The sequence below is a fragment of the Hanstruepera marina genome, assembly GCF_019880635.1.
Lineage (GTDB): Bacteria > Bacteroidota > Bacteroidia > Flavobacteriales > Flavobacteriaceae > Hanstruepera > Hanstruepera marina.
Genome location: NZ_JAINVX010000001.1, coordinates 1,068,809 through 1,088,558, shown reverse-complemented (window position 1 = coordinate 1,088,558; position 19,750 = coordinate 1,068,809). Strand labels below are relative to the sequence as shown.

The 19,750-nt window shown below is 34.7% G+C and carries 17 protein-coding genes; 5 read left to right on the top strand and 12 right to left on the bottom strand.

Features of this window, described 5'->3' with window-relative positions; all coding sequences use genetic code 11:
- Nucleotides 1–8 precede the first annotated feature (8 nt).
- Both K7G76_RS05100 and K7G76_RS05095 read right to left on the bottom strand, forming a co-directional pair.
- Nucleotides 9–3,455, bottom strand: a complete 3,447-nt coding sequence (locus tag K7G76_RS05100) for a methylmalonyl-CoA mutase family protein (protein ID WP_223033101.1) — start codon at nucleotides 3,453–3,455, stop codon at nucleotides 9–11.
- 83 nt (nucleotides 3,456–3,538) lie between these two features.
- Nucleotides 3,539–4,495 carry an MBL fold metallo-hydrolase gene (locus tag K7G76_RS05095; protein ID WP_223033100.1) on the bottom strand — a complete coding sequence of 319 codons (957 nt, stop codon included), beginning with the start codon at nucleotides 4,493–4,495 and terminating at the stop codon, nucleotides 3,539–3,541.
- 42 nt (nucleotides 4,496–4,537) lie between these two features.
- On the opposite strand from K7G76_RS05095, the gene K7G76_RS05090 reads away from it, so the two are divergent.
- Both K7G76_RS05090 and K7G76_RS05085 read left to right on the top strand, forming a co-directional pair.
- Nucleotides 4,538–5,245, top strand: coding sequence for a DUF4197 domain-containing protein (locus tag K7G76_RS05090; protein ID WP_223033099.1), 708 nt, complete (start codon nucleotides 4,538–4,540; stop codon nucleotides 5,243–5,245).
- A 77-nt stretch (nucleotides 5,246–5,322) separates the two neighbouring features.
- Entirely contained in the window at nucleotides 5,323–6,231 is a 909-nt protein-coding gene (locus K7G76_RS05085) for a T9SS type A sorting domain-containing protein (protein WP_223033098.1), read from the top strand.
- A 55-nt stretch (nucleotides 6,232–6,286) separates the two neighbouring features.
- On the opposite strand, the gene K7G76_RS05080 is transcribed toward K7G76_RS05085, so the two are convergent.
- Nucleotides 6,287–6,787, bottom strand: coding sequence for a hypothetical protein (locus K7G76_RS05080; RefSeq protein ID WP_223033097.1), 501 nt, complete (start codon nucleotides 6,785–6,787; stop codon nucleotides 6,287–6,289).
- A 263-nt stretch (nucleotides 6,788–7,050) separates the two neighbouring features.
- Here K7G76_RS05080 and K7G76_RS05075 point away from each other — a divergent pair, with 263 nt between their 5' ends.
- Together K7G76_RS05075 and K7G76_RS05070 are read left to right on the top strand one after the other, a co-directional pair.
- Entirely contained in the window at nucleotides 7,051–7,248 is a 198-nt protein-coding gene (locus K7G76_RS05075) for a Lacal_2735 family protein (protein WP_223033096.1), read from the top strand.
- Between the two features lie 74 nt (nucleotides 7,249–7,322).
- Nucleotides 7,323–7,526, top strand: coding sequence for a Lacal_2735 family protein (locus K7G76_RS05070; protein WP_223033095.1), 204 nt, complete (start codon nucleotides 7,323–7,325; stop codon nucleotides 7,524–7,526).
- Here K7G76_RS05070 and K7G76_RS05065 read toward each other — a convergent pair.
- From K7G76_RS05065 to prfA, 3 genes are read right to left on the bottom strand one after another with little or no spacing between them, the layout of a single operon-like run.
- Complete coding sequence (locus tag K7G76_RS05065; protein ID WP_223033094.1) at nucleotides 7,501–8,286, bottom strand: ABC transporter substrate-binding protein; 786 nt, start codon at nucleotides 8,284–8,286, stop codon at nucleotides 7,501–7,503. The genes K7G76_RS05070 and K7G76_RS05065 overlap by 26 nt on opposite strands.
- 47 nt (nucleotides 8,287–8,333) lie before the next feature.
- Nucleotides 8,334–9,152 carry an orotidine-5'-phosphate decarboxylase gene (gene pyrF / locus K7G76_RS05060; RefSeq protein WP_223033093.1) on the bottom strand — a complete coding sequence of 273 codons (819 nt, stop codon included), beginning with the start codon at nucleotides 9,150–9,152 and terminating at the stop codon, nucleotides 8,334–8,336.
- Nucleotides 9,153–9,186: 34 nt separating this feature from the next.
- Nucleotides 9,187–10,263 carry a peptide chain release factor 1 gene (gene prfA, locus K7G76_RS05055; protein WP_223033092.1) on the bottom strand — a complete coding sequence of 359 codons (1,077 nt, stop codon included), beginning with the start codon at nucleotides 10,261–10,263 and terminating at the stop codon, nucleotides 9,187–9,189.
- Nucleotides 10,264–10,673: 410 nt separating this feature from the next.
- Between prfA and K7G76_RS05050 the strand changes: the two genes are divergently transcribed.
- Nucleotides 10,674–11,336 carry an ATP-binding cassette domain-containing protein gene (locus tag K7G76_RS05050; RefSeq protein ID WP_223033091.1) on the top strand — a complete coding sequence of 221 codons (663 nt, stop codon included), beginning with the start codon at nucleotides 10,674–10,676 and terminating at the stop codon, nucleotides 11,334–11,336.
- 47 nt (nucleotides 11,337–11,383) lie between these two features.
- Here K7G76_RS05050 and K7G76_RS05045 read toward each other — a convergent pair whose 3' ends face one another.
- From K7G76_RS05045 to K7G76_RS05020, 6 genes are all read right to left on the bottom strand, one after another.
- A complete protein-coding gene (locus K7G76_RS05045) occupies nucleotides 11,384–13,942 on the bottom strand; it encodes an adenosylcobalamin-dependent ribonucleoside-diphosphate reductase (protein ID WP_223033090.1) in 2,559 nt (852 codons plus the stop codon).
- A gap of 172 nt (nucleotides 13,943–14,114) precedes the next feature.
- The gene (locus K7G76_RS05040; RefSeq protein WP_223033089.1) at nucleotides 14,115–15,083 is read right to left on the bottom strand and encodes a DUF3078 domain-containing protein; all 969 of its coding nucleotides are present in this window, start codon (nucleotides 15,081–15,083) and stop codon (nucleotides 14,115–14,117) included.
- A 34-nt stretch (nucleotides 15,084–15,117) separates the two neighbouring features.
- Nucleotides 15,118–16,296, bottom strand: coding sequence for an AIR synthase related protein (locus tag K7G76_RS05035; RefSeq protein ID WP_223033088.1), 1,179 nt, complete (start codon nucleotides 16,294–16,296; stop codon nucleotides 15,118–15,120).
- 36 nt (nucleotides 16,297–16,332) lie between these two features.
- Complete coding sequence (locus K7G76_RS05030) at nucleotides 16,333–16,911, bottom strand: Curli production assembly/transport component CsgG (protein ID WP_223033087.1); 579 nt, start codon at nucleotides 16,909–16,911, stop codon at nucleotides 16,333–16,335.
- 259 nt (nucleotides 16,912–17,170) lie between these two features.
- Nucleotides 17,171–17,308 carry a hypothetical protein gene (locus K7G76_RS05025; RefSeq protein WP_223033086.1) on the bottom strand — a complete coding sequence of 46 codons (138 nt, stop codon included), beginning with the start codon at nucleotides 17,306–17,308 and terminating at the stop codon, nucleotides 17,171–17,173.
- A gap of 185 nt (nucleotides 17,309–17,493) precedes the next feature.
- Nucleotides 17,494–19,680 carry a glutamine synthetase III family protein gene (locus tag K7G76_RS05020; RefSeq protein WP_223033085.1) on the bottom strand — a complete coding sequence of 729 codons (2,187 nt, stop codon included), beginning with the start codon at nucleotides 19,678–19,680 and terminating at the stop codon, nucleotides 17,494–17,496.
- Nucleotides 19,681–19,750: the final 70 nt, after the last annotated feature.

Sequence of the window (19,750 nt, the reverse complement as noted above, 5' to 3'; positions counted from 1 at the left end):
TACACAATTTACATATTTCTTCTATACTGTCCACCAACTTCAAATAAGGCTTCTGTAATCTGACCCAAAGAGCACACTTTGCAAACATCCATTAAGGCTTCAAAAATATTTTGATTGTTTATGGCTTTCATTTGTAAGTCTTTCAATAGCGCTTTGGTATCATTTCCTTTATGAAGATTTTCCAAAGTTTTTATTTGATTTTCTTTTTCTTCTTCAGTGGCTCGGATAACTTCTGCAGGCTGAACTGTTGGTGAGCCTTTAGAGCTTAAGAATGTATTTACACCAATTATGGGGAATTGACCATTGTGTTTCAAAGTTTCGTAGTATAAACTCTCCTCTTGAATTTTACTACGCTGATACATGGTTTCCATAGCGCCTAAAACACCACCGCGTTCTGTAATCCTATCAAACTCGGCTAAAACAGCTTCTTCAACCAAATCAGTTAATTCTTCAATAATAAACGACCCTTGTATTGGATTTTCGTTTTTAGCCAAACCTAATTCTTTATTGATTATTAACTGAATAGCCATAGCACGACGTACACTCTCTTCGGTTGGTGTAGTAATCGCTTCGTCGTAAGCATTGGTATGAAGTGAATTACAGTTATCATAAATGGCATACAATGCTTGAAGCGTTGTACGGATATCATTAAAGTCAATTTCTTGAGCATGCAAACTACGTCCAGACGTTTGAATATGATATTTCAACATTTGGGCGCGTGGATTGGCCCCATATTTATGCTTCAAAGCTTTTGCCCAAATCTTTCTGGCAACGCGTCCAATCACAGCATATTCTGGATCAATTCCGTTTGAGAAAAAGAATGATAAGTTTGGGCCAAATTTATTGATATCCATACCTCGAGAGAGATAATACTCCACATAAGTAAAACCGTTTGCCAAAGTGAATGCTAACTGCGAAATAGGATTGGCACCTGCTTCGGCAATATGATATCCAGAAATAGAAACCGAATAAAAGTTTCTCACATTATTTTCAATGAAATATTCTTGAACATCACCCATTAAACGTAAGGCAAATTCCGTTGAAAATATACAGGTGTTTTGAGCCTGGTCTTCCTTTAAAATATCCGCCTGTACGGTTCCTCTAACTTGAGAAATGGTTTTAATTTTTATATCATTATAAATAGCAGCCGGTAACACTAGGTCTCCAGTTACACCTAACAACATTAACCCTAAACCATCATTACCCTCAGGTAGGTCGCCATGGTATTGTGGTCTAACAACACCTTTATTCTTGTAGATTTCAGCTATTTTAGACTCCACCTCTTTTTCCAGACCATTTTCCTTAATGTATAGTTCACATTGTTGATCTATGGCTGCATTCATAAAGAACCCAAGCAACATGGGTGCAGGTCCATTAATGGTCATACTCACAGATGTCATGACATCGGCCAGATTGAAACCAGAATATAATTTCTTGGCATCATCCAAGCAACAAATGGATACGCCTGCATTTCCAATTTTTCCATAGATATCTGGACGATAATCTGGGTCATTGCCGTACAAGGTTACACTATCAAAAGCCGTTGACAAACGTTTTGCAGGCATACCTTGACTTACGTAATGAAAACGTTTATTGGTACGCTCTGGACCGCCTTCACCTGCAAACATTCTGGCTGGATCTTCACCTGTGCGTTTAAACGGATATAATCCTGAAGTATAAGGAAACTCACCTGGTACATTTTCTTGTAATGTCCAACGTAAAACATCACCCCAAGCTTGGTACTTTGGCAGTGCTACTTTAGGAATCTGTGTATGAGACAAGGACTCCGTATGGGTTTCTATCTTGATTTCTTTATCCCTTACTTTGAAAGAATAAATTGGGGTTTTGTATTTATTGACCTTTTCATCCCAACCTAAAATCACTTCCCAATTATAAGGGTCAAGGTTTAACTTTACGCGATCGAATTCTTTAAGTAATAATTTTAAAAAATCTTTATCATTGTCATTCTGAACTTGATTCAAAATCTCATCTTGATTTAAACCCGATTTAATGATCAAAGACTTCTCGACATCGCTCGAAGCGACATTGGCTACTGAACAAATAGTCTTATAAATGCCATACAATTTTTGGGCAACCTCGACTTGTTCATTTGCAGTTTTGTCATAACCACGATTATTCTCTGCAATTTCAGACAAATATCGTGTTCGTGCAGGTGGAATAACGAATATCTTCTCACTCATTTCATTTGAAATATGAAAAGTCGATTTTAAATCGGCATCTGTTTTTTCAACCAATTTATCCATAACCGCTTTGTAAAGCGTATTCATACCAGGATCGTTAAACTGTGATGCTATGGTTCCAAAAACAGGCAACTCATCTTGTGGCGTATCCCAAAGGTTATTGTTGCGCATGTATTGTTTTTTCACATCACGCAAAGCATCCAATGAACCGCGTTTATCAAACTTATTTATAGCGACCAAATCGGCAAAATCAAGCATATCGATTTTTTCCAACTGTGTGGCTGCACCAAATTCTGGTGTCATCACATAAAGTGATAAATCAGAATGTTCTATGATTTCAGTATCAGACTGCCCAATACCTGATGTTTCCAGAATAATTAAATCATATTCAGCAGCTTTCAATACTTCAACAGCTTCATTGACATATTTTGATAAAGCCAAATTAGATTGACGTGTCGCCAAACTACGCATATATACACGTGGTGAATTGATGGCATTCATTCTAATCCTATCACCTAAAAGTGCACCACCCGTTTTTCGTTTTGAAGGGTCAACAGAAATTAAACCAACCGTTTTTTCTGGGAAATCGATTAAAAAGCGACGTACCAATTCGTCAACCAAAGACGATTTACCTGCTCCACCAGTTCCTGTAATACCTAATACTGGTGTTACTGAATTTTTATTCTTTTTATGAATTTCATCTAAAGCAGCTTTGGCAACATCAGGGAAGTTTTCAGCAGATGAAATGACACGAGCAATATCCCTTGGATCCTTATTGATAAGATTTTTTGCTTCACCATTTAAAGAATCGCCTATGGCAAAATCAGATTGTTCAACCAAATCATTAATCATTCCTTGTAAACCCATTTCGCGACCATCATCAGGAGAATAGATACGGTCAATACCGTAATCCATAAGCTCCTTAATTTCAGAAGGCAAAATAACACCGCCGCCGCCGCCAAAGATTTTTATATGACCTGCACCTTTTTCTTCAAGAAGGTCGTGCATGTATTTAAAATATTCATTGTGGCCACCTTGGTACGATGTTAAACAAATAGCGTTAGCATCTTCTTGAATGGCTGTATTGACGACTTCTTCCACACTTCTATCATGGCCCAAATGGATAACTTCTACACCTGTGGCTTGAATGATACGACGCATGATATTAATAGAGGCATCGTGACCATCGAACAATGAGGCTGCTGTTACGATTCTGACTTTATGTTTTGGCTTATAGGGTGCTACTTGTTTCATGAATTATCAATCTGATTTTTTAGTGCGGCAAAATTACGAAATATTCAAAAATATTGCCGCATTTTTAGTAATTATCTAACAGACTATAACTCAAAGACACTACCTTCTTTTGGGAAACGAAAACCTAAATTTTGAAGACTATCTTTCAACGGATGAGAATCTTTAATAGCAGGGTTTGTATGATTGAAGTGAATAAAATGAATTTTATTTTTAGTTGCTTCAGATTCACTTTCAAACAACGTAGTTGTTTCAGTAGTAAAGGGATGTGGTATTTTGCTCATATCGCGTTCCAACTCACCATCAGCAAAAAACGAAGCGTCCAAAAAGGCGTAATCAACTTGCTTGACTTCATCAATTATATTTCTTTCCCAAACGTCCCATTTATCAATATCTGGAATAAATAAAGCTGATTTGGTTTTACCTTCAATTTTATAACCAACTGTTTCCGAAAATTCATCCCGATGTGGAACCAAAAATGGTGTGACCTTTAAGTTTGAATTCAAAACAATTGTAGAATCATTGTGTAATGGATTTACATCAATATTGTTCAACGTAATCAACTGACTCCATGGCCCATTATTTTCGATATACGATTTCATTCTTGGCATGGCGTAAACAGGAATATTCTTACCTCCAATAGCTTCTCTTCCCAAATACATCAGTCCAGTATAATGTCCAATATGTGCATGTGTCAAAAACACACCATCTATAACTTTATTATTATTTAAATGTTTGGCTTTTAGAATATGAACCTGTTCTGAAATGTCTGGCGTAGCATCAAACAACCATTTGCTTTTAGATTCTAAATCAACCAAGCCTAAACATGAAACCATTTTTTTTGTTTCAAATTCATCGTAAAATGATTGGCAACATTCTTTACTACAATCTATTTGTGGATAACCTGCGTCTTGTGCAATGCCCAAAACTGTGATGTATTGTTTAGGAGCTACATCTATAGCTTTTATTTCTGTTTTTAATTTTTCTTGACAGGAAAAAAATTGAAGTAAGAAGATAAGGCACAATAATTGAATGGGTTTCATAATAATACTTTTATCTTTGCTAAAGATAACAAACCCCATACTATGTATCGTAACATTCTCTTATTTATTAGCTTAACAATACTTTCATCCTGTGCAGAATTACAACAGGTAATTGATGAATTACCCGAAAACTCTACAGGAATAACAAATGCCGATATTGCTGAAGGTTTAAGGCAAGCACTAGATAAGGGCATAGACGAACAAGTAACACTACTTGGGAATAAAGATGGTTTTTACGGCAATGAATTAGTTAAAATATTACTCCCAGACGAACTTAAAAAAGTAGACAAAGCATTAAGAGATATTGGGTTGGGCAATTTAGCTGATGAGGGACTTAAGGTCTTGAATAGGGCTGCTGAAGATGCCGTTGGTGAAGCCACACCTATATTTGTTGATGCGGTAAAAGGCATCACATTTAATGATGCCAAAAATATACTTTTGGGAGATGACAGGTCGGCTACTACGTATTTAGAAAGCAGAACGCAAGCCAGTTTGTACGACAAATTTCATCCTATCATCAATAATTCGTTTGCAAAGGTTGGCGCTGATGATATTTGGACAAACTTAATTAATAAGTATAACGCTATACCATTTACAAATAATGTTAACCCTGATTTAACAGATTACGTAACACAAGAAGCACTAAAAGGTGTTTATACCATGATTGCTGTTGAAGAAAAGGAAATTAGAACCAAGCTATCCTCAAGAACTACAGATTTATTACGACGCGTGTTTGCTTTACAGGATTAGTTTATAAATAAAATTTAGTTTTTGACGCTATTTTTAATTATATTGTATTCATTATTAACACATTAAGCAATAGCATCATGAATAAAAACTACTTTTTAACAGTTCTTTTGACATTACTGGCTTTGACTGGATTTTCTCAAATAATTGATGATGATTTCGAGTCGTATAATCTAGGCCCTTTATTACCTACTGCGCACTGGACAAACTGGAGTCAAAATTCTTCAGCTTCAAACAATGCAGAAAACATAATTATCTCAAGTACTCAAGCTAGTTCCGGAACCAAATCTGGACTTATTGGCAATGGTGGTATTCAAGATGCCATATTACTTCTAGGTAATTTATCATCAGGGCAATATACTCTCGAATTTAATATGTATGTACCCTCTGGAAGTGAAGGTTATTTTAACATTCAAGGAACAATCCCTGGAGGTTCCTTATCTGGTATTTGGAATTCTGGAGACATTTACTTCAACCAAGGAAACGCAGCGCCAGGTGTAGGTATTGATTTAGCTACAAACGTTACATTTAGTTTCCCTCATGATGTTTGGTTCCCAGTTTCAATTGCATTTGATTTAGACTCTCCATCGCATACATACCAAATGACTATTAATGGTACGGTTGCTAATCCTACTCCAACTGATTTTCAATCAGACCCAATATTGGGTGGAGTTGATTTCTATTCTGCCAGTTCTTCAACTACTGCTTTTTACGATGATATTGTTTTTGATGTTACCAGTTTAAGTGTTGACGAGTTTTCAAAAGAAGATGTTAGTGTATATCCAAATCCTGTTTTTGACAGATTAAATATTAAATCTGTTTCACCAGTTACGAGTATCTCTATTTTTAATATTCTTGGTAAAAAAGTAAAAGAAATACAATCGGACAATCCGATTAAGGAGATAGACATGACGTCATTATCTAATGGCATTTATTTAATAAAAGTAAATGCAAATAATAAAACCCAGACAATTAAAGTCATCAAATAAGTTATTAAAAAATTTAAAAAGGAGAACCTAGTAGTTTTCCTTTTTTTATATACCCTTATTGCTTTGTATAAAGCCCATCAAAAGCTACAGTAATATCTTTATCATTTGTTATTGTTTCCCAATATTGACGTACTGAACCATCAGGATTTAAAGTCCATGTAACCCGATGATAAAACGGTTCACCTTTTTTATTAAACTCTTGATCGGTTTTTAAAATCATTTGATTAGCCACGCGACTCCCTTTTAAATGCAAATTTCCTCCTCTATTATCAACCCATATCTGCTCCCATTGCTCTGTTTTATAATTATAAAAATTAGTACTGGTTCCAGTAACCTTACCATTAGCACTAGCCCAATTTTCCTGCAGCATGCAATTATCTTGAAGCTTAACAATAGTATTCGTTCCTGCTTTAGAACCATCTGGATTAGTAACATTCCAATCTCCTATCCAAAAATCAAATTCAGCATGTTTTTCGGTACAACAAATACAGTTTTCTTTTTGAGAAAAAACAGTAACATTCATAGATAGCATAATGATGAGTAGTATATTTTTCATAATAAATGGTTTATTGCCAAAAAGTTATTAAATGATATTTAATATAATGCTAATATTAACATAACATTAGTTTTTGAAATATCTTGCAAATTTGCAGTGTTCTCATATAAAGAATTTACAACCCATAATTTGGATTAGTAAGAGTTAGTTAGTTAAAAAATCGGTCTTTCTCCAAGCCCGATTTTTTTTTTGTTACAAATTAGCTTTTTAGTTTGCTGAATTACAATATTTTAAATATATTTAAATTCCATTGGGCTTAAAAGATGAAAAGACTAACCGAAATCAAAAAACAAAAAATTAAGTTGCAAAAACGCTACAAGCAACTTATTGAACAAGCTTATAATTTAAGACAAACTGATTCGGCTGAAAGTGACATCTCTGAATACCAAGCTATACAACTACTTGACAAACTCAACCGTTTGAGTTATTTGCACAGAGACAACATGAAACCTTCTGTTTAAAAATTACCAAAATTTTAACTTTACTCCTTATCCTTTACAACAATCATACACGTATATAATATAAAACATACGATATGAGTCCACAATTTTGTAAAATAGGCAACTCAAGCCCTATCTCAAAAAAAGTTATAAAATTAAGAAAACGATATAAGCAACTGATAGAGCAGGCTTATAACATTAGCATGACCGATGCTGGATTAAGCGATATTCTTTATTACAAAGCCTTTAAAATTAAAAAGGCTCTGTTTGAATCTAATAATCGCCATGTAGCTCTTTAAAATATTTAAAAGCCTTTACCATGCGACTCCCATACCAAGAAAACATTTCGCCATCAACCAAAAGGATTTTAGCGTTAGGAAATCTTGGCTGTATGAATTTAAAATGCTCTTTGTTAAAAGGAAACGGTTCTGTTGAAAGTAAAACCATGTCAACCTCTGAATATATTTCTTTCATATTCACTTCTGGATAGCGTGATTGACTCCCAAAATAATTATCAAACCTATTAAGGGTAAGCATATAATTTATGAAGGTATTTTTTCCAACAGCCATCCAAGGGTCTTTCCAGATAAAATAAACTACCGTACGAATAGGTTTTGTTTTAATGAATAACTCAAAATTACTTTGCTCGTCTTTTATTTTAGAAACTATTAATTCGGCTTGTTTTTCAACACCTAGCATTATACCATACACTTCAATAACATCTAAACAATCCTGAATAGTATTGATATCGCTAATATGTACAGGTGCTATTTTCTCTAGCTCTCGTATCATATCTTGAGTATTCTCTTCCTTATTACATAAAATGACATCAGGGTTCAACTCACGGATTTTATCATAATGAACTTGTTTTGTCCCGCCTGCAACAACAGCTTTATACCTTATATCTTCAGGATGTACACAAAATTTTGTTACGCCGACCAAAAAAGTTTTCAACCCTAAATCACAAACAAGCTCTGTAAGGCTTGGCACTAGAGATACGATTCGAGTTGGTGGTTCAGAAAACACCAATGTTCTATTTAATTGATCATTAATTTTCATAGTTGAACTTCCTGCATAACTCTACTCCCACAAAAGGCAAGAAAACTTTAGTTTGCTTCTAAAGCCCCTTGCATTTGTTCCTGTAAATCAGATGCTTTTACAGCAGCTGCTTCTGCAAAATCGGTTTTATTAGAAGCATAAATAATGCCTCTTGAAGAATTTATCAGCAATCCTATTTGTTCTGTCATGCCATACTTACAAACATCCTGTAAATTACCGCCTTGTGCCCCTACTCCAGGTACAAGAAGAAAACTATTTGGAACTATCTTTCTAATATCGGCTAAATATTCTGCTTTAGTAGCGCCAACAACGTACATAAGGTTTTGGGAATTCTTCCATGTTTTTGAAGTTTCCAATACCTGCTTATAAAGTTCAACCCCATTAACAGTTTGTGTTTGAAAATCAAAGGCACCTTGATTGGAAGTCAAGGCTAACATTATGGTGTGTTTATTTTCAAAATCTAAAAACGGTTCAACCGAATCTTTACCCATATATGGTGCAACGGTTACACTATCAAAAGCTAAATCTTTAAAAAAGGCTTTGGCATACATACTACTTGTATTACCTATATCGCCTCGTTTAGCATCTGCAATGGTAAAAACTTCAGGGTGATTAGTGTTTAGATAGTTGATGGTTTTTTCCAATGCTTGCCAGCCCTTAATTCCATAAGCTTCATAAAAAGCCGTATTGGGTTTATAGGCTACGCAGAGATGATGTGTTGCATCAATAATAGCTTTATTAAAAGCAAAAATGGGATCATCCTCTCTTAATAAATGTTGTGGAATTTTATTTAAATCAACATCCAATCCTATACACAGAAAGGATTTCTTTTTTCTAATTTGTTCGGTTAATTGTTGTGTTGTCATGCTATAAAAAAAGCCTCAAAAAAGAGGCCTTGAATTAAATATGTTCGTCGCTAGCTTTTAACTTTTCAGTGTTTTCAGCCAACATAAGTTCATCTATTATTTTTTGAAGGTCACCATTCACAATATTTTGTAAATCATAAAGCGTTAAACCAATTCGGTGATCCGTTACACGTCCTTGCGGATAGTTATAGGTTCTAATTTTGGCACTTCTATCACCAGATGAAACCATACTTCCACGCTTGGCTGCATCTTCTTCCTGTTTTTTGGCTAATTCCAAATCATACAACCGTGATCGTAAAACCTTAAAAGCCTTCTCTTTGTTTTTATGCTGTGATTTCTGGTCTTGACATTGCGCAACCAACCCTGTTGGGATATGTGTTAAACGTACAGCTGAATACGTTGTATTAACCGACTGACCACCTGGACCAGAGGAACAGAAGTAATCAATTCGCACATCTTTAGGATCGATTTCCACATCAAATTCTTCAGCTTCAGGAAACACCATACAAGTCGCCGCGCTAGTATGTACGCGACCTTGTGTTTCGGTTTGCGGCACACGTTGTACACGGTGCACTCCAGCCTCAAATTTTAAGGTTCCATAAACATCTTCACCAGAAACTTCAAATTGAATTTCTTTAAATCCGCCGTTGGTACCTTCGCTAAAATCTACAGTATCTACTTTCCATCCTTTGCTTTCACAATATTTGGAATACATTCTAAATAAATCACCTGCAAAAATACTAGCTTCATCTCCACCTGTACCAGCACGTAATTCTACAACAGCGTTTTTTGAGTCTTCAGGATCTTTTGGTATTAATAGAAAACGGATTTCTTCTTCTAATTTAGGAATACCTTCTTTAGCCTCATCGTATTGCATTTTAGCCATTTCAACCATTTCATCATCGCCTCCATCAGCAATAATCTCTTCAGCTTCCTTTAAATTATTGGTCAATTCTATATAAGCATCACGCTTATCCATTAGAACACGTAAATCCTTATACTCTTTATTTAATTCCACATAACGCTTTTGGTCTGATATAATATCTGGTTGGATAATTAAATCGCTCACCTCATCAAAGCGCTGTTTTATAATTTGAAGTTTTTCTAACATTTACCAATTTAAATTGTGTAGCAAAAATACGATAATTTATGAATTGATAGTTTTTTGTTCGAACCAAAATATTTATTCTTGCTTTAGCTAAAAATAATACTTCTGGATTTACGTTTTTATTTTATCATGCAACGCTTTGGGGCTATACTGTTGTTTTATAAGCCATACTTTTTATGGTCCATTGGGATTAACATTTTTCTATTAATTGTTAGCCCAAACATTCCTCCTATATTGATTTCAAAATTTTTCCTCACACTTTTCTTATGGTACATTATAACTGAAACACGGTCCAAACGAAAGCTAATTTTTTATAACAATTTAGGAATCTCATCACTCAAATTATTCGGTACTATTTTTTTAATTGATATCTTTATAACATCTTGCTTTTTATTATTAGTTAAAGAGTTTATATGATTTTAGAGGTAGATAATGTTGAATTAAATTTTTCTGGAAAACGCATTTTAAATGGTATTTATTTAAAGGCAGAAACTGGTAAAGTCACATCGATATTAGGTAGTAATGGCTGCGGAAAAAGTTGTTTACTTCAAATTATATTTGGTTCTTTAAAACCAAAATACAAACTTATTCGCTTGAATAATGAGCCTTTTTTGAAAGCTTTATATCGCTCCAGAAAGATTTCGTTTTTACCCCAACATCATTTTGTTCCCGATCAGACGAAAATTGGAATGGCTTTTAAGCTATATCAAGTTGATTGGGATGCATTTATTCATAGGTTTCCTCAGTTTGAAATCTTTAATAATACGCGATTTAATAGATTGTCGGGTGGTGAACGTCGGGTTATAGAAATTTATTTAATTCTTAAAAAAGCTGGACAAATTGTATTGTTGGACGAGCCCTTTAATGGCGTAGCTCCATTGTATATTGAAACGATACAAAACTTAATAAACTACGAAAAGAAACATAAAATCATCATCCTAACCGACCATAGATATACCGAGGTTATTGATGTTTCTGATAGTATTTACTTAATAACCAATGGCTGTAGTAAACTTATAAATGACTTAAGCGAGTTAAAAGATTACAAATACCTTACCCAAGATTTTAGCAATTAAAAAAAGGAAGCCTGTTAGCTTCCTTTTTTATTACGGATTTTATAGTTCTAACCACATTTAGAAGACCCACAATCTTTACAAGTTAAGCAACCTTCTTGATAGATTAAATTTTCAGATTGACAGTTAGCACAGGTTTGACCTTTTGCTTTAGTACCATCGGCCACATAACGTTTTAGAGCACGCCCAACACCATTTTTCCATGTGTTAATAGACTCACTATCTAACTGAAGACTGTTAATTAATTCTACAATGTTATCAATAGGCATTCCATGACGCATAGTACTTGAAATTAATTTGGCATAATTCCAAAACTCTGGATTAAACTTATGCGACAAGCCTTCAATAGTGGTTTTGTAACCTCGTTTATTTTGATATTGAAAATCGTATCGCGATGTACCATCGTTATTTCGATTTTTAATAATCAATCCTTTTTCAACCCATCGCGGAATTAAAATACCATCCTCATCGTCTGCTAAACCGGTGAATATTTCATAAGGCTTACCATCTATCAATCCAATAAAAGCAATCCATTTTTCTTTTTTATTCTGAAAGCGTACCACGTCAGCCTCTAAAACCTGCGGTCTTTTCACAGGAAAATTAGTTAAGGTCTCCGTTTGCTCCTCTTCTTTTTTGTCATCGTTAGAAATTAACACGCCCGAACGCGAACCATCTCGATAAACCGTGACTCCTTTACAACCAACCTCCCAAGCTTTAAGGTATAGTTCGCCTACCAATTCCTCACTAACATCGTGAGGCAAATTAATAGTTACACTAATAGAATGATCAACCCATTTTTGTACGGCACCTTGCATGGTAACCTTACTCAACCAATCCACATCATTTGAAGTAGCCTTATAATAAGGTGATTGCCTTACAATATCATCCAATTCTTCTTGATTGTAATTTTTTGAAGTATCTATTCCGTTGACTTCCATCCATTGCTTAAAGCGGTGATGAAAAACAACATACTCTTCCCACGAATCACCAACTTCATCTACAAAATCAACCCTTACATTTTTATCGTTCGGATTCACTTTACGTCTACGTTTATATACAGGCAAAAATACAGGTTCAATTCCAGAAGAAGTTTGTGTCATTAAACTTGTTGTCCCGGTTGGTGCAATGGTTAATAAGGCTATATTTCTGCGTCCATGTTCTAGCATTTCGTAATACAGCTTTTCATCTGCAGCTTTTAAGCGTTGAATAAATGGATTGTTCTTTTCTCTATCAGAATCAAAAATAGCAAAAGCACCTCGCTCTTTGGCCGTTTGCACCGAAGCTCTATACGCTTCTATACCCAACGTTTTATGAACCTTTAAGGAAAAATCATTACCATCCTGACTACCATATTGAATCCCCAAAGCAGCCAACATATCGCCTTCTGCTGTAATTCCAATACCTGTACGACGACCTTCTTCGGCTTTCTTTTTAATATTTAACCATAAATTCCGTTCTGTAGCCTTAATATCATCTAACTCTGGATCGTTTTCTATTTTTTCTAAAATCACATCAATTTTCTCCAACTCTAAATCAATAATGTCATCCATAATACGCTGTGCATAAGCTACATGCTTCTTAAACAACTCAAAATTGAAAGTCGCTTCTTTTGTAAAAGGTTTTTCTACATAAGAAAATAGATTGATAGCCAGCAAACGACAAGAATCATAAGGACATAGCGGTATTTCCCCACAAGGATTGGTCGACACCGTTTTATAACCTAAATCTGCATAGCAATCTGGAACCGATTCATTAATAATAGTATCCCAAAACAAAATACCTGGCTCTGCGGATTTCCAAGCATTATGTACAATTTTTTTCCAAATACCATTCGCATCAATGGTTTGGGAAAACTTAGGTGAATCACTAAAAATAGGATACTTCTGTGTGTAATCAGTATTCTGTTTTACGGCTCGCATAAATGCATCATCAATTCTAACTGAAACATTAGCTCCAGTAACCTTACCCTGCTCCAATTTAGCATCGATAAAATCTTCTGAATCGGGATGATTAATTGAAACTGACAACATTAACGCACCTCTACGCCCATCTTGTGCCACTTCTCGCGTTGAGTTTGAATAACGCTCCATAAATGGCACAATGCCTGTAGACGTTAAAGCCGAGTTCTTTACCGGTGACCCTTTTGGTCTTATATGTGATAAATCGTGACCAACACCTCCACGACGCTTCATGAGTTGCACCTGCTCTTGATCGATTTTCATAATGCCACCATAAGAGTCTGAATCACCATCATTACCAATAACAAAACAGTTTGACAATGAGGCCGTTTGATAAGGATTACCAATTCCAGCCATTGGGCTACCTTGAGGTACGATATATTTAAAATCTTTTATTAGATTGAAAACCTCATTTTCAGATAATGGATTAGAATAACGCGATTCAATACGGGCAATTTCTTTAGCAATGCGACGATGCATATCGTTTGGTGTAAGCTCATATAAATTACCATGCGAGTCTTTAAGGGCATATTTATTTATCCAAACTTGAGCGGCTAAATCATCTTCATTAAAATAATCTTTTGAAGCATTAAACGCTTCTTCTTGAGTAAATGTTTTTTTGGCAACTTTGGGTTTTAATTGTGTTGACATACGAGGTTTAAGTTTTATTTTTAATAGCTTATTACGAGATGTAAATAAAGCAAAAAAAATAAACTTAAAATATGACAAAAATCATAAAGTTTGCAAGTTTTTATTTTAATTAATTGATTTTCAATAAATTAAAATTTATCAACAAAAAAAAGTTAACAAATTTTTTAAATTCTTAAAACCCAACTATCACGCCCACACCTAGAATTTGCTTCCACTGAACTCGTGCGCCTTCTTCCGCAAATTCAAGCTCATCGTTTTCAGGATCCTCAACTTCAACCAGTAGTTTAACATCGTTATCATACTTTAAATGCGATCCTAAAGTAGCCCTGACAAAACTATTTACCTTAAAATCAAAAACTAATTCCCAGTCAACATCAATATTCCCAAAATCGTTTATATAGTCCGTATAAAAGCTAACCAAATTTCTTATAGCTATATTCTGAAAAAGTTCCGCCTCATAAGCACTCGTCAATAAAATTCCCAATTCTTTTCTAACACGCTCACCCTCCGCAATCAAATTTCCATCATTGTCATACTCTGCAGGAGCAACACCAAAGGAACCCGCATTTGACAAATCCTCATCCAAAACAAAAGTTGATTTGAGCGTTAATGGCGAAAAATAGGTAGATAGCTTTTCAATGTTTTTTCCATACTCAACACCTCCACCCACAAACAAATAGCCAGGAGCCATAAATTTAGAAATAACATTATCTGTATTAGGATAATTAAACCCCTTTGCAAATTGCGTTTTAAAACTAAATCGTGCCGAATAATACCAATTTGTAAATTTATTTTTACGATAACCAAGACTGGAACGAACCTCAAGCAAGTCGTCAGTTTTTCTTAATTCCTGATTTTGCTGACTGTTAACACCATACCTCGCATCTAAAAGATTATCCCAAATAAAATGACGGTACTGATATTTTAAAGCACTTTTAAGAGCAAAAAGTGCCGCTATAGAATTCACCCCTCCAGAATTCCAATTCACAAAAGCCACCTGGTTAATATCCACCCCAAATTTATTGTCTTGACTCCAAATGGGCGTCAATGGAATAGTAGATTGCTTAAAAAACAATGAGTCTGGTTGGGCGAAAATTTTAAATGAAACAATAAAACAACAGATAACTACAAATCTGGTCATAGTTAAAAAAATTAAAAATTAGCTATTAATTAAATTAGTATACAAACTCGCCATAATCACTTTTTATTGTAAGTTTCTTTTTGGAACTGGATTCTACACGACCAATTATTTTGGCATCCACATTAAAGGATTTTGAAATTGACACTATATCATCAGCTATCTCCGTAGACACATATAATTCCATTCTATGACCACAATTAAACACCTGATACATTTCTTTCCAATCTGTTTTGGACTGTTCCTGAATCAACTTAAACAATGGCGGCACATCAAATAAATTATCTTTTATAATATGTAAATCTTCTACAAAATGAAGAATCTTTGTTTGGGCACCTCCACTACAGTGCACCATACCATGAACAGTTTTCTTATCATACTTATTCAAAACAGCCTTGATTATTGGCGCATAAGTTCTTGTAGGAGACAAAACCAGTTTTCCAGCATCAATTGGAGAATTCTCAACTGAATCCGTCAACTTCATTCCTCCCGAATACACAAGCCCTTCAGGTACCGAGGCATCAAAACTTTCAGGATATTTTTTAGCTAAATAATTGTGGAACACATCGTGCCTAGCAGAAGTAAGACCATTACTTCCCATGCCACCATTGTATCCCATTTCGTAAGTTGCTTGACCAAAAGATTCCAAACCAATAATAACATCACCCGCTTTAATATTGGCATTATCTATAACATCTGCTCTTTTCATTCGTGCAGTAACAGTCGAGTCAACAATAATCGTCCTAACTAAATCGCCCACATCTGCCGTTTCTCCACCTGTTGAATGAATAGTTACGCCAAATTCTTTTAAATCCTGAATCAGCTCTTCTGTTCCATTTATTATTGCCGAAATAACTTCGCCCGGAATAAGGTTCTTGTTCCTCCCAATTGTTGAAGACAGCATGATGTTATCTGTAGCACCCACGCACAACAAATCATCTATATTCATAATTAGAGCATCTTGCGCAATACCCTTCCAAACTGAAAGGTCTGCAGTTTCTTTCCAATACATATACGCTAATGAAGACTTTGTTCCGGCACCATCAGCATGCATGATAAGGCAATGCTCATCACTATTTGTTAAATAATCTGGAACAATTTTACAAAATGCCTTGGGGAATAAGCCTTTATCAATATTTTTAATGGCATTGTGCACATCTTCTTTTGATGCAGAAACACCTCTTTGAGCATAACGCTTACTTACTTCTTGACTCATGAAACTAGTTTGAAATGCAAAAATAGAAATTGTTATCTATTTTTGGGAAGTAATTGGATTTGTTTTGATTACAGATGGCACATTTTGTAATAATTTTTGTTTTTTCTTCTGACCACCAAAATAAAAGTTAAGCCCTATAGCTATTCGCCAGTAAGCATCATCAGTTTCCCCAAATATCCTGCCATCAACCTCATCGCTAAATACCGCATTGTAATCTGAATACAATGTTAAACCTATACCCTCATAAACAATGTACTCAACACCCAAACCTCCTTGGACCTTTGGCGCAACTTCATTAAAATAATTTGACGCATGAATTCCGCCTCCAAAATAAGCAAATGGCGAAAAACGCTCATGAGGAAAAGGGAGCAATTCTACATTCGCATCAAAAGACATGTAGCCATTATTAAACAAATCCTTATAGACCAAATTAAACTTGTGATAACCTATATCTACACTAACATAAGGAATGATATAGCGTTTATATCCAAAATGCCAATACACATCAAAAAGCGGATCTGGATAATCACCATTCATCACAGCTGAACCAATAGAAATATCTACAACATTAGTCCCTCTGTAATCATAGAAGTCTGTTTGTGGAATATTTGACATGCTTGTAGTTTCAATGTCATCTTGCGCAACAAGAAGATTAACAGCAAATAAACATTTAAAAAGAAATATAGAATTGAAGGTTTTGAACTTGCCAAACATATGCTTAATTAACATTGATATAATAGTTTACAAAAACATCTCACGCAATATAACAAAAGCTTTTATATCTCTAATAATGAGAGATATAAAATAAATAAAAAATCATGGCAAAAGAGCCATGATTAAATATAAAGGGAATTGTAATAACGTTTAGAGTGCTTTAGCCAACAGCTAATGAACCGTCTTCTTGTTTCACAATTTCTTGAGTTGATACATCATCTTCAAGATTTTCACTGGCTTGCGAAAAAATGAGGGTTGCAGCCAAAAGCATAAGAACACTTAATATAAGCCTCTTCATGTCAATAGATTAATGATTAATAGCTTATCAAAAATAGGCAAGTTTTAGACTAGAATTAAATTCTATTTTAATTTTTCGTTGATATACATTTTTATTCAGACGAAATGCAAACAACACACTTGTAACCATAAAAAAAACCCCATCGTTTTAAAAGGATGGGGTTTTTATAAGTGATTATATATCAATTATTTAGTAAACAACAATTCTCTATACTTTGTTAATGGCCACAACTCATCATCAACCAATAACTCCAATTTATCACAGCTATAACGAATATCATCAAAAATTGATTTTACCTTAAAACAGTAAGCATCGGCTTTCTTTTCTATATCGTCTATCGCATTAGCTTTTTTACGCTCGTTTGTCATTTTGGTTACATTAGAATTTATCAATTCAATATGCTTTGAAATGTCTTCTATTAATTGCATTTGCTCTTGGGCATACTTTTTAAAATCGTTACCATAAATCTCTTTCAACCCTTTTACATTTTCAATTAGGATATTTTGATAACGAACAGCAGTAGGGACTACGTGATTTCTTGCAATATCACCCAATACACGACCTTCAATTTGAATACGAAGCACATACTCTTCCATTTCAATTTCATAACGCGCTTCTGCCTCTACTTTATTCATTACACCAAGCTGCTCAAACATCTTTATTGTTTTATCAGATATTTTAGCCTTTAGAGCTTCTGGAGTCGTTTTATTATTGCTTAAGCCACGCTTTTTAGCTTCTTTTTCCCAAGCTTCACCATAACCGTTTCCTTCAAACAATATGTTTTTGGATTTCTTGATGTACTCTCTTAAGATATTAAAAACCGCTTCATCTTTCTTTAAATCCTTTTTCTTAATTAAAGCATCAACTTCAGCTTTAAACTCAATTAACTGTTTGGCCATAATTGTATTTAAAACCGTCATGGCATTAGCACAGTTAGCTTTAGAACCAACAGCTCTAAACTCAAATTTATTACCTGTGAAAGCAAAAGGCGATGTTCTGTTTCTGTCGGTATTATCTAATAAAATCTCTGGGATTTTACCAACAACGTTTAATTTTAAGTCTGTTTTTTCTTCAGGAGACAATTTACCATTAGTAACATGCTCCAATTCATTAAGCACATTTGTTAATTGCTCACCAATGAATACAGAAATTATTGCCGGAGGTGCTTCGTTAGCTCCCAATCGGTGATCATTACTTGCTGATGCAATAGCAGCACGCAATAACTCTTCATTATCATTTACAGCTTTTATAGTATTAATAAAAAACGTTAAAAACTGTAAATTACTCATAGGTGTTTTACCTGGACCCAATAAATTAACTCCAGTATCCGTACTTAAACTCCAGTTGTTATGTTTACCCGAACCGTTTACACCAGCAAATGGCTTTTCATGAAACAGCACTTTAAAATTATGTCGCTCAGCAACCTTATCCATAACATCCATTAATAAGGAGTTATGATCTACAGCTAAATTAGCTTCATCGTAAACTGGCGCTAATTCAAATTGGTTAGGCGCTACTTCGTTATGCCTTGTTTTTACAGGAATACCTAAAAGCATACACTCTGTTTCCAAATCACGCATGTATTGCATAGCTCTATTTGGAATCGTACCAAAATAATGATCGTCCAACTGCTGCCCTTTTGCAGGAGAGTGCCCCAATAAGGTTCTACCTGTCAACACAAGATCTGGTCTTGAAGCAACCAGGGAACTGTCAATTAAAAAATACTCCTGTTCCCAACCCAAAGATGCATTTACTTTTTTAACATTTTTATCAAAATACTTACACACGTCAACCGCAGCATGATCCACAGCTTGTAAAGCACGTAATAATGGGGTTTTATAATCTAGAGCTTCGCCAGTATAGGATACAAAAACCGTTGGAATACACAATGTTGTACCATAGATAAATGCCGGAGAAGTTGGATCCCAAGCCGTATACCCACGCGCTTCAAATGTATTTCTAATTCCTCCATTAGGAAAACTTGAAGCATCTGGTTCCTGCTGTACTAATTGACCGCCTCCAAATTTTTCAATGGCTCTACCATTTCCAATTGGCTCGAAAAATGCATCATGTTTTTCAGCAGTGGCTCCGGTTAAAGGTTGAAACCAATGTGTGTAATGCGTTGCTCCTTTGGAGATAGCCCATTCTTTCATTCCCGTAGAAATATGGTCGGCAACAACACGATCAATTTTAGTTCCGTTTTGTACCGCATCCATAACACTGTTAAACGCTTCTTTTGTCAGGAACTGACGCATTGTATCTTCGTTAAATACGTTAGACCCAAAAATAGATGAGCGTCGCTCATTTTCTTCAATATGAACCGGTTTTCTAGTTAACGATTCTTTAATGGCATGAAATCTTAAAGTAGACATAAAATACAGTTTAGGATTATTTTTATAGGGCAAAAATAATTATTTTAATCAAATCAACATAGTTAACCCT

Bases quoted from the DNA above. Each gene is read 5' to 3' on its own strand.
- K7G76_RS05100 (WP_223033101.1), bottom strand. From the start codon at position 3,455: ATGAAACAAGTAGCACCCTATAAGCCAAAACATAAAGTCAGAATCGTA.
- K7G76_RS05050 (WP_223033091.1), top strand. From the start codon at position 10,674: ATGATTTTAGAGGTAGATAATGTTGAATTAAATTTTTCTGGAAAACGC.
- K7G76_RS05035 (WP_223033088.1), bottom strand. From the start codon at position 16,296: ATGAGTCAAGAAGTAAGTAAGCGTTATGCTCAAAGAGGTGTTTCTGCA.
- K7G76_RS05090 (WP_223033099.1), top strand. From the start codon at position 4,538: ATGTATCGTAACATTCTCTTATTTATTAGCTTAACAATACTTTCATCC.
- K7G76_RS05065 (WP_223033094.1), bottom strand. From the start codon at position 8,286: ATGAAAATTAATGATCAATTAAATAGAACATTGGTGTTTTCTGAACCA.
- K7G76_RS05085 (WP_223033098.1), top strand. From the start codon at position 5,323: ATGAATAAAAACTACTTTTTAACAGTTCTTTTGACATTACTGGCTTTG.
- K7G76_RS05045 (WP_223033090.1), bottom strand. From the start codon at position 13,942: ATGTCAACACAATTAAAACCCAAAGTTGCCAAAAAAACATTTACTCAA.
- prfA (WP_223033092.1), bottom strand. From the start codon at position 10,263: ATGTTAGAAAAACTTCAAATTATAAAACAGCGCTTTGATGAGGTGAGC.
- K7G76_RS05095 (WP_223033100.1), bottom strand. From the start codon at position 4,495: ATGAAACCCATTCAATTATTGTGCCTTATCTTCTTACTTCAATTTTTT.
- K7G76_RS05080 (WP_223033097.1), bottom strand. From the start codon at position 6,787: ATGAAAAATATACTACTCATCATTATGCTATCTATGAATGTTACTGTT.
- K7G76_RS05070 (WP_223033095.1), top strand. From the start codon at position 7,323: ATGAGTCCACAATTTTGTAAAATAGGCAACTCAAGCCCTATCTCAAAA.
- K7G76_RS05075 (WP_223033096.1), top strand. From the start codon at position 7,051: ATGAAAAGACTAACCGAAATCAAAAAACAAAAAATTAAGTTGCAAAAA.
- pyrF (WP_223033093.1), bottom strand. From the start codon at position 9,152: ATGACAACACAACAATTAACCGAACAAATTAGAAAAAAGAAATCCTTT.
- K7G76_RS05040 (WP_223033089.1), bottom strand. From the start codon at position 15,083: ATGACCAGATTTGTAGTTATCTGTTGTTTTATTGTTTCATTTAAAATT.
- K7G76_RS05025 (WP_223033086.1), bottom strand. From the start codon at position 17,308: ATGAAGAGGCTTATATTAAGTGTTCTTATGCTTTTGGCTGCAACCCTC.
- K7G76_RS05020 (WP_223033085.1), bottom strand. From the start codon at position 19,680: ATGTCTACTTTAAGATTTCATGCCATTAAAGAATCGTTAACTAGAAAA.
- K7G76_RS05030 (WP_223033087.1), bottom strand. From the start codon at position 16,911: ATGTCAAATATTCCACAAACAGACTTCTATGATTACAGAGGGACTAAT.